This window comes from uncultured Rhodoblastus sp. (genome assembly GCF_903903185.1).
In the GTDB taxonomy this organism is placed as follows: Bacteria; Pseudomonadota; Alphaproteobacteria; order Rhizobiales; family Beijerinckiaceae; genus Rhodoblastus.
This window is the reverse complement of the sequence record NZ_CAIUXT010000098.1, coordinates 18,755-31,737: the sequence shown is the minus strand read 5'-3', so window position 1 is coordinate 31,737 and position 12,983 is coordinate 18,755. Positions and strand designations below refer to the sequence as shown.

Annotated in this window: 8 protein-coding genes and 1 other RNA gene; 4 read left to right on the top strand and 5 right to left on the bottom strand. The window is 64.0% G+C overall.

Annotated features, from left to right (window positions below):
• Positions 1 to 4 precede the first annotated feature (4 nt).
• Together QZY01_RS09125 and ssrA are read right to left on the bottom strand one after the other, a co-directional pair.
• Complete coding sequence (locus QZY01_RS09125; protein ID WP_294536190.1) at positions 5 to 670, bottom strand: ClpXP protease specificity-enhancing factor SspB; 666 nt, start codon at positions 668 to 670, stop codon at positions 5 to 7.
• 82 nt (positions 671 to 752) lie between these two features.
• Positions 753 to 1,127: a transfer-messenger RNA gene (gene ssrA, locus QZY01_RS09120) on the bottom strand.
• A gap of 175 nt (positions 1,128 to 1,302) precedes the next feature.
• Between ssrA and QZY01_RS09115 the strand changes: the two genes are divergently transcribed.
• On the top strand, positions 1,303 to 2,106 hold the full coding sequence (locus QZY01_RS09115; RefSeq protein ID WP_294536188.1) for a DUF2189 domain-containing protein: 804 nt from the start codon (positions 1,303 to 1,305) through the stop codon (positions 2,104 to 2,106).
• Positions 2,107 to 2,277: 171 nt separating this feature from the next.
• A complete protein-coding gene (locus tag QZY01_RS09110; RefSeq protein ID WP_294536186.1) occupies positions 2,278 to 3,174 on the top strand; it encodes a thymidylate synthase in 897 nt (298 codons plus the stop codon).
• A gap of 3 nt (positions 3,175 to 3,177) precedes the next feature.
• Here QZY01_RS09110 and QZY01_RS09105 read toward each other — a convergent pair whose 3' ends face one another.
• From QZY01_RS09105 to QZY01_RS09095, 3 genes are read right to left on the bottom strand one after another with little or no spacing between them, the layout of a single operon-like run.
• On the bottom strand, positions 3,178 to 6,351 hold the full coding sequence (locus QZY01_RS09105; RefSeq protein ID WP_294536183.1) for an efflux RND transporter permease subunit: 3,174 nt from the start codon (positions 6,349 to 6,351) through the stop codon (positions 3,178 to 3,180).
• Complete coding sequence (locus QZY01_RS09100; RefSeq protein ID WP_294536180.1) at positions 6,348 to 9,449, bottom strand: efflux RND transporter permease subunit; 3,102 nt, start codon at positions 9,447 to 9,449, stop codon at positions 6,348 to 6,350. Before QZY01_RS09100 ends, QZY01_RS09105 begins: the two co-directional genes overlap by 4 nt.
• Positions 9,446 to 10,732, bottom strand: a complete 1,287-nt coding sequence (locus QZY01_RS09095; protein ID WP_294536177.1) for an MdtA/MuxA family multidrug efflux RND transporter periplasmic adaptor subunit — start codon at positions 10,730 to 10,732, stop codon at positions 9,446 to 9,448. The genes QZY01_RS09100 and QZY01_RS09095 overlap by 4 nt, the downstream gene beginning before the upstream one ends.
• Before the next feature lie 168 nt (positions 10,733 to 10,900).
• Between QZY01_RS09095 and QZY01_RS09090 the strand changes: the two genes are divergently transcribed.
• Together QZY01_RS09090 and QZY01_RS09085 are read left to right on the top strand one after the other, a co-directional pair.
• A complete protein-coding gene (locus QZY01_RS09090) occupies positions 10,901 to 12,424 on the top strand; it encodes an efflux transporter outer membrane subunit (protein ID WP_294536175.1) in 1,524 nt (507 codons plus the stop codon).
• 100 nt (positions 12,425 to 12,524) lie between these two features.
• Positions 12,525 to 12,974 carry a (2Fe-2S)-binding protein gene (locus tag QZY01_RS09085; RefSeq protein WP_294536173.1) on the top strand — a complete coding sequence of 150 codons (450 nt, stop codon included), beginning with the start codon at positions 12,525 to 12,527 and terminating at the stop codon, positions 12,972 to 12,974.
• The last annotated feature ends 9 nt before the right edge of the window (positions 12,975 to 12,983 follow it).

The window sequence follows — 12,983 nt, the reverse complement described above, 5'->3', positions numbered from 1 at the left end:
GATTTCAAGGCTTTTTGCGGAAGGCGTCGATCGACACGACTTTCGATTCTTCGGCCGACTGCGGCGCCGCCTTGTCGCTGGCCTGCCCTTTGGCGGACGGCTTGTCCTTGATCGCGGGAGGCTTTTCGGCCGAGGCGGTCCTGGTTGCGGCTCCGGGACCCGGCAAGGCGGCCGGACCCCTGCCCGGGATCAAGTCGGGCTCCGAACCGGCGCCGCGCAATTTCGGCTTGCCCGATTCCGGCGGGCGCTGCGGATTGGCGACCGGGCCAAGAATGGCCTCTTCGTCGCCCTCGTCGAATTCGTCCGATTCCTCGCCCTGCGCCTCGAACTTCAGGCCGAATTGCACCGAGGGGTCGTAGAACCCGGAAACGGCGTCAAAAGGCACGTGCAGGCGCTCCGGCACGTTCTTGAAATGCAGGCCGACTTCGAAAAAACCATCCTCCACCTTCAGATCCCAGAACTGGTATTGCAGGATGATGGTCATTTCTTCGGGATATTGCTCGCGCAGCCGGGGCGACATTTTGACGCCGGGCGCCGGAGTGCGAAAGGTGATGTAGAAATGATGCTCGCCCGGCAAGCCGTCGCGCGCCGCGTCCGCGAGGACCTTGCGGACCACGCTGCGCAAAGCATCCTGCACCTGAAGATCATATCGAATCAGATCTGTCGACATAGGCGGCGTCAATTCCATCGGGCCGCCGGACGGCATTGATTTCTGCGTCCGGCCGCTTGCGCCGGAGCGGGCCGGCAAATGAAGTGGAGGCTTCTGTTGCCAGGCGCCTCCTGACCCCGCCTTAAAGTGCAACCCCTAAGGACTTAAGTTCGGTACCAGAACCGCATTACGCGGCGACGGCCACCGGAGCATAGTTGTCATTGGCAACTATAGGTTTGACCCCGATAACGGCGGTATCATGCCGGGCAAAAGTAGATCCTTTACACCCTCGTCGATCCTGTTTCGCCCCCGCCGCAACCCGATCCCTTGCGTTTTGCACGCGACGGGTTCGGGCTGGGGTGGAGGCGCCGGGTACCGCCCCCGGGTCCGAAAGGCTTATTCCGATAACCATTTATCGCCATAGCCGTCGTGAGACGGCAAATCGAATATAGTGAAGGCCGGGCGCCGGCGAAAGGGGATTTATCAAAATCTCGCGCCGGCCCTTGTTCTCGCGGTTGACCTGGATCAATCTGAAGCGTCGAGACTCGCGAAAAGGCGGGCGGGCGTCCCTTGCCGACGCGGCGAGGAAGTCCAGGCCGGATGCGACCTGTCGCTTTCGGAGAAACAAGAAGATCAAGGCTTGGGGAAGCGCCATGCAGCAGAACGCCAGTCCGCCGGCGACGGAGGAGGCCGAGCGCCTTGCGCGCCGCACCGTCGTTATCCGTAAATTGCAGAAGGACGATATTTTCAATTCGCTGGTCGAGGGCTGGAGCGACCTCAAGCGCGCGCCGTCCTATGGCCTGACCATCGGAGCGCTGCATGCTTTGGCCGGCTGGCTGGCGATCTTTTTCTCCCAGCTTTCGGGGATGCACTATTTCACCTATCCCTTCCTCACCGGCATAGCGCTGGTGGCGCCGTTCATGGCTTCGGCGCTTTACGAGGTCAGCCGGCGGCTGGAAAGCGGCGAGCCGCTTTCGTGGGGCGCGATTCTGGCTTCGGTCAAGGCGGGCGGGGGACGCGATCTCGGCTGGATGGCGCTGGTGACGCTGTTCGCCTTCATCCTGTGGGTGGATTATGCATTTTTCCTCTATCTGATTTTTTATGGCGCCCACATGCCCGATCCCGCCGAGTTCATGCGCGAGGCGATATCGACGCAAAAAGGCATTATTTTCATTCTGGTCGGCAATCTCGTCGGGGGGCTGATCGCTTTCACGATTTTTTCGGTGACGGTCGTCTCCTTTCCCTTGCTGCTCGACCGCGATGTCGATTTCGTCACCGCGATGATTTCCTCGGTGCGGGCGGTCAAGACCAATCTCTGGCAGATGCTGGCCTGGGCTTTCATCATCGCCTTGTTCCTGGCTGTCGGCCTGTTGTCGGGCCTGCTCGGCCTGATCGTGATCCTGCCCCTGCTTGGCCACGCCTCCTGGCATGTCTATCGCAAGCTGGTGGAGGCCTAGCGTCGATGGCGATTCGCTTGAATCGCGATCGACTCTGGATTTCCCTGTTTGCGCAACGTTTTTGCGAAAAACCGGCCTCCCCTTTTTCGCACATTGCTCTTGGGCGCCGGCGCCATTATCGATGGACGAATCGCTGGCCGACAAGCGCCGGTCTATTGGAGCGCCGACCGGATGCGGAACCGCCACCCCGAATATCAGTATCTGGATCTGCTCAAGCAGGTTCTCGAGCGCGGCGATCGGCGGATCGATCGGACCGGCGTGGGCACGCTGTCCATTTTCGGCGCCATGACGCGTTTCGACGTCGGCTCCGAGGCGCCCATTCTGACCACCAAACGAGTTTACTGGAAAACCGCCGTCAAGGAGATGCTGTGGTTTCTGACCGGCAAGACCAACATCCAGGATCTTTTGAAGGAGAATGTTCGAATCTGGTCGGATTGGCCGCTCGCGCGCTACCGCAAGGAGACCGGCGAAGACGTCAGCCAGCAGGTTTTCGAGCAGCGCATCGTCGAGGATGACGCCTTCGCCAGGCGCTGGGGCGATCTCGGTCCGGTTTACGGCAAGCAATGGCGTCGCTGGCAAGGCCCCGACGGTCGCGAATATGATCAGATCGCGGGCGTCATTGACGCCTTGCGCAACAATCCGTCGAGCCGGCGCATCCTGTTTCACGGCTGGAATGTCGCCGAAATCGATTCGATGGCGCTTCCGCCCTGCCATATGGTCTATCAATTCCACGTCAGCAACGGGCGGCTCTCCTGCATGCTTCTGCAGCGCTCGGTCGATCTGTTTCTGGGCTGCGCCTTCAATTGGGCGGCGACCGTCGCCTTGCAAGCGATGATTGCGCAGCAATGCGACCTGGAGCTTGGCGATTTCGTCTGGGTCGGCGGCGACGTTCATCTTTATCTGAACCATCTGGATCAGGCCCGGCTGCAACTTTCCCGCGAACCCCGGCCTTTCCCGAAACTGATCCTCCGGCGGCGCGCCTCCGGCATCGATGATTATCGGATCGACGATTTCGAAGTCGAGGGATATGACCCGCATCCGCCTATCGCGGCAGAGGTCGCCGTCTGAAATTCATTCGGCGGGCGCCGCCGAGAGCGCAGGGGTCCGGCGTCGGTTCAGCCAGCCCTGAAGACGGTCGATATAAAGATAGACCACCGGCGTGGTGTAGAGCGTCAGCGCCTGGCTCACGAGCAGGCCGCCGACGATGGCGATGCCGAGCGGTTTTCGCATTTCTGCGCCCTCGCCCGAGCCGATCGCCAGCGGCAGGGCGCCGAGCAGGGCGACCATCGTGGTCATCAGGATCGGGCGGAAGCGCAGGTCGCAGGCCTCGCGGATGGCGGCCTCGGCGGAGAGATGGCGGCTGCGTCGCGCGTCAATGGCGAAATCGATCAGGATGATGGCGTTTTTCTTGACGATGCCGATCAGCAGCAACACGCCGATCATCGCGATGATGCTCAGGTCCGTGTTGAAGGCCATCAGCGCCAGCACCGCGCCGACGCCTGCCGACGGCAAGGTGGAGATGATGGTCAACGGGTGGAAGAAGCTCTCGTAGAGCATGCCGAGGATGATATAGACCGCCGCCAGCGCCGCCGCGATCAGGATCGGCTCATTGGCCAGCGCCTCTTGATAGCCGGCGGCGCTGCCGGAAAAGGCGCCGTGAATCGAAGCAGGGGCGTTCAGTTCGGCCAGCGCCTGTCTGATTTCCGCATCGGCGTCGCTCAAGGATTTGCCTTCGGCCAGATTGAAGGAAATGGTCGCCGAAGCGAAATTGCCGACATGATTGACCTGCATCGGCGTGACCGTCTGGCGCAGGCTGCCGACGCTCGCCAGCGGGATCATCGCTTTCGGCTTCAGGCTGATCGCCGCGCCGCCAGAGGCGTTGCCGGTGACCGAATAGGGCGCCCCCGTCGGGCCCGGCGCGCCGATATAAAGCTGCGCCAGGCTTTCCGGCCTGTCCTGGAATCGCGGCGCCAGCTCCATCACCACATGATACTGGTTGAGCGGCTCGAAAATGGTCGAGACCTGCCGCTGGCCGTAAGCGTCGTAAAGCGTATTGTCGATCTGGGCGGCGTTCAGGCCGAGCCGCGACGCATTGGCGCGGTCCACCGTCACTTCGGTCTGCAAGCCCTTGTCCTGCTGGTCGGAGGCCACATCGAGCAGCGCCTTGCCGCGCCGCAGCCGCTCCAGCAGACGCGGCGTCCAGGCCCGCAAGGCTTCGAGATCGTCGGACTGCAAGGTATATTGATAAAGCGCGCTCGACGATTTGCCGCCCATGCGAATATCCTGAACCGATTGCAGCGTCAGGCTCGCGCCGGGAATTTTGGCGAATTGCGGCCGCAGCCGGGCGGAAATCTTCTCGGCCGAGACGCCGCGCACGCCGAGCGGTTTCAGCGTGATCAGAAGATCGGCGTTATTGACGGCGCCGCCGGGACCGAAGGAGCCGCCAATCGCGCCGGTCGCCGATTCAATCGCCGGGTCGGCTTGCAGAATGGCGACGAATTGCTCCATTTTCTGTTTCATCACGGTGAAGGACACCGCCTGATCGGCGACGATATTGCCGCGCATGCGGCCGGTGTCCTGCGTCGGGAAAAACCCTTTGGGCACGATGGAGAAAAGATAGAAATTCAGCCCGATGGCCGCCAGCAACACCGCCAGCGTGGCCCGGCGATGGCGCATCGCCACGCCGAGCGACGACAGGTAGCCGCGATGCACGGCGTCGAAGGCGCGGCCGCTGGCGCGCAGCAGGAAATTATCGTCGTGCCCCGGCTTCGCGCGCAACAGCCGAGAGCAGAGCATCGGCGTCGCCGTGATCGCCAGAACCAGCGAAATCAGAATGGCCAGCGACAGGGTGACGGCGAATTCCTGCATCATCTTGCCGATCAGGCCGCCCATGAACATCACCGGCGTGAACACCGCCACCAGCGACAGGCTCATCGACAGAACCGTGGACATGACTTCGCGCGAACCGTCGATACAGGCGCGCATCCGCGTGGCGCCAAGCTCCATATGGCGCACGACGTTCTCCACCACCACGACGACGTCGTCGACGACAAAGCCGGTGGCGATGGTCAAGGCCATCAGCGACAGATTGTTGAGGCTGTAATTGAGCGCATACATGCCGGCGAAGGCGCCGATCAGCGAGACCGGAACGGCGATGCTGGGGACAAGGGTCGCGCGCCAGTCGCGCAGGAACAGATAGACCGTGAAAATCACCAGCAGTATCGTGATGAGCAAAGTCGCTTCGACGTCGCGCAGCGAACTGCGGATCGTCAGGGTGCGATCCTGCACCAGATGCATCTCGATATCGGCGGGCAAGGCCGCGGACAGCGGGACCATCAAGGCCTTGATGCGATCGACCACGTCGATGAAATTGGCGCCGGGCGCGCGGATGATCTGGATCTGCACGCCGGCGACGCCATTGCTGATGCCGTAATTGCGCAGGTCCTCGACCGAATCCACGACTTCCGCGACATCCTTGAGGCGCACGACGGCGCCATTGCGATTGGCGATGACGAGATCGACATAATCGCGCGCCTTGCGCGACTGGTCATTGGCGTAGATCTGCAAACGCCGGTCGCCTTCGTCGATCGCGCCTTTGGGGCTGAGCACATTGGCGGCGGCGAGCGCGGCGCGCACGTCTTCCAGCGATACGCCGAATTTGTTCAAGGCGCCGGGATCGATTTCGACGCGCACCGCCGGCAAGGCGCTGCCGCCCACCGTGACCTGGCCGACGCCGGACAATTGCGAAAATTTCGGCTGCAACACATTCGAGGCGTAATCGAACAGATCGCCCATGGTCAGCCGGTTGGTGTTCAGGGCGATGATGACGACCGGCACTTCCGCCGGGTTGGAGCTCTTGAAGGTCGGATTGTTGCGCAGCGACGCCGGCAGGTCCGCCCGCGCCGCCGCAATCGCCGCCTGAATGTCGCGGCTCGCGCCATCGACATTGCGTGTGAGGGCGAATTGCAGCGAAACCCTTGCCGAACCGAGCGAAGCGGTCGAGGTCATTTCGTTGACGTCGGCGATCTGGCCCAGCCGTCGCTCCAGCGGCGTGGCGACCGACGCAGCCATGGTCTGCGGATCGGCGCCGGGCATGGTCGCGGAAACCGAATAGACCGGGTAATCGATCAGGGGCACCGGCGCGGCGGGAAGCAGGAAAAACGCCGCCGCTCCGGCCAGCGTCACCGCGAGCATCAACAGGCTCGTCCCGACCGGCCGCTTGATAGCCGTGAGCATCAGGCTCATGCGGTTTCGGCCTCCGCAACGCCGCCCAGTAATTGCGGCGCCGGCGCGCCAATCAACCGGTCGAAGGCCAGATAGATCACCGGCGTGCTGAACAGGGTGAGGACCTGGCTGAAGATCAGGCCGCCGGCGATGGCGACGCCGAGCGGAAAGCGCAGTTCCGATCCTTCGCCGCCCCCAAAGATCAGCGGCGCGGCGCCAAGCAGCGCCGCCAGCGTCGTCATCAGAATCGGGCGGAAGCGCAACAGGCAGGCGCGCACGATCGCCTCTTCGGCGCCAAGCCCGGAGCGGCGCGCCTCGATGGCGAAATCGATCATCATGATGGCGTTTTTCTTGACGATGCCGATCAGCAGGATGACCCCGATAATGCCGATCACGCCGAGATCCTGACCCGCCAGCATCAGCGCGAGCAACGCCCCGATGCCCGCCGAGGGCAGGGTGGAGAGAATGGTCAGCGGGTGGATGTAGCTTTCGTAAAGCACGCCGAGCACGATATAGACGGTGACGATGGCGGCGATCACCAGAAGGATCGTGCCGGTCGCCGAAGAGGTGAAGGCCTGCATGGCGCCCTGGGGGTTCAGGATCACCGAAGCCGGCGTGCCGAGATCGGCCCGGGCTTCTTCAATGGCCTTCACCGCCTGACCGAGCGAGGCGCCCGGGGCGAGGTTGAAGGACAAGGTCACGGCGGGAAATTGCGCCAGATGATCGATGGTCAGCGGCGCGGCGACTTCGCGCAGCTTGACCAGGGCGGAGAGCGGCGTCTGGCCGCCCGAGGCGTTGGCGACGTGCAGTTGCTCCAGCGCGGCGCGGCCGGTTTCGCCCCTTTGGGCTTCGAGCAGCACGCGATATTGGCTCGCCTGGGTGAAGATGGTCGAGACAATGCGCTGGCCGAAAGCGTCATAAAGGGTGTTGTCGATGGCCGCGACGGAAATGCCATAACGCGCCGCCGCGTCGCGGTCGATATCGACATAAAGCGAACGGCCATTATTCTGCGCGCTGCTCGAAACGTCGCGCAGCAGGGGCGACTGGCGCAGCCGACTGACCAGCTTGGGCGCGTAGTCCTGCAATTCGGCGGCGTTGGCGTCCTGCAGCACGAAATGATATTCGCCGCGGCTCAAGGAGGCGTCGATGGTCATGTCCTGCACGGGCTGGAGATAGAGCGACAGGCCGGCCTGGGCATCGCCGGTTTCCTTCAGGCGCCGCAGCAGGGCCGAGAGCGATTCGCGGCGCTCATCGCGCGGTTTCAGCTTGATCAGCAGCCTTCCGACATTGACCGAGCGATTGACGCCATCGACGCCCACCAGCGAGGAGACGCCGGCGATGGCGGGATCGTCGAGCAGGCGCCTCGCCAGCTCCTGCTGCTGGCGCGCCATGGCGTCGAAAGACAGGTCCTGGCCGCCTTCGACCACGGCTTCGATCAGCCCGGTGTCCTGCACCGGAAAAAAGCCTTTGGGGATATAGATATAAAGCGCCACGCTGGCGACGAGCGTCGCGGCGAACACCGCCAGCGTGATCCGCGAATGCCTGATGACCACGCGCAACAGCCGGCCATAGGCGTCGATCAGCCGGTCGAACCAGCCGGCGTCGGGCTCATCGATATGATGGGTGTGGACATCCTTGCGGCGCAGGATTTTCGCCGCCAGCATGGGCGCGAGCGTCAGCGACACCACCGCCGAAAGCGCGATGGTCACGGCGAGGGTCACCGCGAATTCACGGAACAGCCGCCCGGTGACGTCGCCCATGAACAACAACGGGATCAGCACGGCGATCAGCGAAATGGTCAGCGACACGATGGTGAAGCCGATCTCTTGCGCGCCGCGCAGCGCCGCCTGCAACGGCGAATGGCCGTCTTCGAGATAGCGGGAGATATTTTCCACCATGACGATGGCGTCATCGACGACAAAGCCGGTGGCGATGGTCAAGGCCATCAGGGTGAGATTGTTCAGGCTGAAGCCGAAGGCCGAGACGGCGGAAAAAGCGCCGATCAGCGAGACCGGAACGGCGATGCTCGGGATCAGCGTGGCGCGCCAGTCGCGCAGAAAAACATAGATGACGCCGACCACCAGCAGCACGGCGAGCAAGAGTTCGAACTGCACGTCGGCGACCGAGGCGCGGATCGTGGCGGTGCGGTCCGAGACGATGGCCAGATCGAGCGAGGCGGGCAGCGAGGCTTGCAGGGAGGGCAGCACCGCCTTGATCTGATCGACGACGCCGATGACATTGGCGCCGGGCTGCCGGCGGACATCGACGATAATCGCCGGCTCGCCATTGCTCCAGGCGCCGAGTTCGCGATTTTCCGCCGCCTCCTCGATCTGCGCGACGTCGATGAGCCGCACCGGCGCGCCGCGACGATAGGCGACCACCAGCGATTCATACTCCTGTGGATTTTTGAGCTGGTCATTGGCGCCGATGGCGAATTCCTGTTTCGGTCCGTCGATATTGCCCTTGGGAATATTGACATTGGCGCTGGCGATGGCCGCGCGCAGATCCTCGAGCGACAGATCGAGCGCGGCGAGCCGCGCCGGATCGGCGCGCACCGCCACCGCCGGACGATTGCCGCCGCTGACCGCGACCAGGCCGACGCCGCCGAGCTGAGAGATTTTCTGAGCGATGCGGCTGTCTACGAGATCCTGCACCCGGGTCAGCGGCAGGTCTTTCGAGGTGATCGCCAGCGTCAGCACCGGCGCGTCGGCGGGATTGATCTTGGCGTAGATCGGCGGCGCCGGCAGATCGGCGGGCAGAAAGCTGCTGGCCGCATTGATCGCCGCCTGCACCTGCTGCTCGGCGGAATCGAGCGGCAGCGTCAGGGCGAATTGCAAGGTCACGACCGAAGCGCCGGAGGCGCTGGTCGAGCCCATTTGCGCGAGGCCGGGCATCTGGCCGAACTGGCGCTCCAGCGGCGCGGTGACGGAAGCCGCCATCACCTCCGGCGAGGCGCCGGGATAGAAGGTGCGCACTTCGATGGTCGGATAATCGATCTGCGGCAAAGCCGAGACCGGCAGCAATTTATAGGCGATGACGCCGGCGAGCAGGATCGCCGCCATCAACAGCGAGGTAGCGACCGGGCGGAGAATGAAGGGTTTCGAGACGCCGCCGCTCATGATCTGCCGTCGCGCGCGCCATTCTTTTCCGCGCCGTCGCGAGCCGCGCCCTCGGCTTTGCGCGGCGCCTGTTCAGCCTCGCGGGGCGTGGGCAGCGTGACGCTGGCGCCCTCGCGCAGCCGATCCGCGCCCAACGTCACGACGCGCTCGCCCTCGCGCAGGCCGCTTTCGACCACGACCGCGTCGCCATTGCCGGGGCCAAGCACAATATTGCGCGCGCTGACGGTATTTTCCGCGCCGACCACATAGGCGAAGGCGCCCTTGGCGCCGCGCTGCACCGCCGCGCTCGGCGCCAGCACGACATTTTGCAGCTTTTCCACCAGCACTTCGGCATTGACGAATTGATTGGGATAAAGCCGTTCGTCCTCATTGGCGAACAGCGCGCGCAATTTCACCGTGCCGGTGGTCGGGTCGATCTGATTGTCGATCGCCGCGAGCTTGCCGCGCGCCAGCGGCTTGCCGCGATCCTTGTCATAGACGGAAACCGGCAATTCCTCGCCGGCGCGGAAACGTTTCAGCACGGCGGGCAGATCGCGGGCCGGCAAGGTGAAGACCACGGTGATCGGCGAGAGCTGGGTGACGACCACGAGGCCATTGGGATCGCTGGCCTGAACGTAATTGCCCTGGTCCACCTGACGCAGGCCGACCTGGCCGTCGATCAGCGAAACGATCCTTGTATAATCGAGGTTGAGCCGCGCCTGATCGACCAGCGCCTGATCGATGGCCACCGTGCCCCTGGTCTGCTCGATCAGCGCGCGCTGGGTGTCGACCTGCTGCCCGGAAACCGCGTCGGCCATTTTTTTGCGCAAGGTCTCGTAGCGGACGAGGTCGCGTTCGGCGTTTTCGAGAGTGGCGGAGTCGCGGCGCAATTGGCCCTCGGCCTGGGCAAGCGTCAGGCGGTAGGGCCGGGGATCGACCTGGGCGAGAACGTCGCCCGCCTTGACCAATTGTCCCTCCTGAAAATTGATCTGCTGCAATTGGCCGGAAATCTGCGACTTGACGACCGAAGTGGCCAGCGAGGCGACCGTGCCGAGACCGCTCAGCGTCACCGGAAAGCCGCCCTTGGCGACCAGCGCGGATTCGACGGTGACGGCGGGCCCGCGCGCACGCGGGCCGGGCGGGGCGGCTTCGGTGAAATAGCTCGTCTTGACGCTCCAGCCCGCCGCCGCGAGAGCGGCCAGCGAGGCGGCCAGTATGGCGAGACGGCGCCGCCAGCGCTTCGGGCGCGACTCGGCGGCCGGGGCGGTCAAAGAAGGATCGGATGCGACGACGTCGGAACTCATGGGCGAACCATTGGCAGCGGCGGCGGGGAAAACCCGCCGCCCGATAACCGAAAACCGGTCACAACGAGACTTGCCATTTAATCCTATTTATACGATAGGAAATTAGCAAGAGGCTTCCATCCTGTTGATGGGGTCATGGCCTGTTTTGACCGGTAGAAGCGTATTTAAATGGTAGGATTAAACGGTTCAGGCCGCCGCAGCGGAACGAAACGGGACCCGATCAGGCGCGAGGGCCGGACCGCGCCCGCGGCGACGGCGGCATTTTGGGCCTTGCTGGTTTTGGCGCTGGCGGGATGCGATCTGGACAAGGAATCGCTTGACTCCGGCATCGCCACGCCGACGCGTTTTCAGGCGGTCGGCGGCGGCGGGCGCGTGGCGCTCCAGCGAGAACTCGACGACTGGCCCGCGCGGTTCGGTTCGAAGGAACTCACCCATCTGGTCGCGCAGGCGCAAAGCCAGAATCTCGACATTGCCGCGGCGGTGGCGCGCATCGCCGAGGCGGAGGCGCAGGCGCGCGTCGCCGCCGCCACGCTTTATCCGACGGTGGCCGCCGGGGGCGCCGGGGGGCAGGCGCTGATTCCCGGCGTGAGCAAGGCGTTTTCGCCGCCCTACCGCAGCCAGCGCACCAATGCGTTCGGGCTCAATCTCAACGCCTCCTACGAGATCGACTTCTGGAACAAGAACCACGACGCCGCCGCTTCGGGGCTGTTGTCGGCGCAGGCCTCCGTTTTCGACCGCGACGTGGTGGCGCTCTCGACCACGGCCTCCGTGGTCAACCTCTATTTCCAGCTTCTCGCCGCGCAGGACCGCCTGCGCGTCGCCCACCAGAACGTCGCGTTGGCGGAACATGTGCTGCGCGCCATCGTCGCCCGCCGGGCGGTGGGAACCTCGTCGGCACTCGACGAGGCCCAGCAGACCACCATCGTGGCGCAGCAGCGCGCCAACGTGCCGCCGCTGGAGCAGATCGAATTGCAGGACCGCAACCTGCTGGCGGTGCTGCTCGGGCGCACGCCCGAAAGCGTTTCGATCAAGGGGGGCTCGCTGGAGCGCCTCACCGACCCGGCGGTCCGGGCGGGCCTGCCGTCGAAACTGCTGCTGCGCCGCCCCGACGTCGCCGAGGCGGAGGACCGGCTCGCCGCGCAGGGGCTTCAGGTGAGTGTCGCCCGCGCCGCCTTTTTCCCGGACGTCACCCTGACCGGCCAATATGGAATTCTCAGCGCGGTGTTCAAGAACCTGTTCACGCCGCAGGCGGCGGCCTATTCCTTCGCCGCCAATCTGGCCCAGCCGATCTTCAACGGCGGCGCGTTGCAGGGGCAACTCGATCTGCAAAAGGGCAAATTCGACGAATTGCTGGCCGATTACCGCAAGACGATCCTGACGTCCTTTTCCGATGTCGAAAACGGCCTGATCGCCGTCGCCAAGACCGCAGAACAGTTGAGATTGCAGACGCTTGCGGTGAAATCCGCGCAAAGGGCCTATGAAGACGCCTTTCTGCAATTGCAGACCGGAACCATGGACATTGTGACGCTGGCGGTGATCCAGAATACGCTTTTTCAGGCCGAGGACTTGCTGGTGCAGGTGCGCTCGGCGCATTTTCAGGCGACGACGACGCTGTATCAGGCATTGGGCGGCGGCTGGACGCGACCGCCGGAGGCTTTGCTGGCGGCGACGGCAGGACAGGCGGCGCCCTGAACCATTGTGGCCGCAAACCGACTGCCGGCGCCGACAGAACCATTGGCGGATGGGCGGCGGCTGTTTTATACTTAATTAGTCGGAAATCGGAGACGGGCGAATGGTTGCGCTTAATGTAAACGGGCGGCAGGCGGAAGTGGATGTCGAACCCGACACGCCGCTGCTCTGGGCGATCCGCGAAAACATCGGTCTGACCGGCACGAAATACGGCTGCGGCATCGGCCAATGCGGCGCCTGCACGGTCCATGTCGATGGCGCCGCCGTCCGCTCCTGCGGCGTCACCGTCGCCGATGTCACCGGCAAGAACATCGTCACCATCGAGGCGCTGGCCGAAAACGGCGCGCCGCATCGTCTGCAGCAGGCCTGGATCGATCACGACGTCCCGCAATGCGGCTATTGCCAGAGCGGGATGCTGATGGCGGCGGCGGCGCTGCTCAAGGATAAGCCGAAGCCGACGGACCGCGATATTGACGCGGCGATCGGCAATATTTGCCGCTGCGGCACGTTCCAGCAGGCGCGCGCGGCGATTCACGCCGCGGCTGAAGCTTGAAAGGGTCGA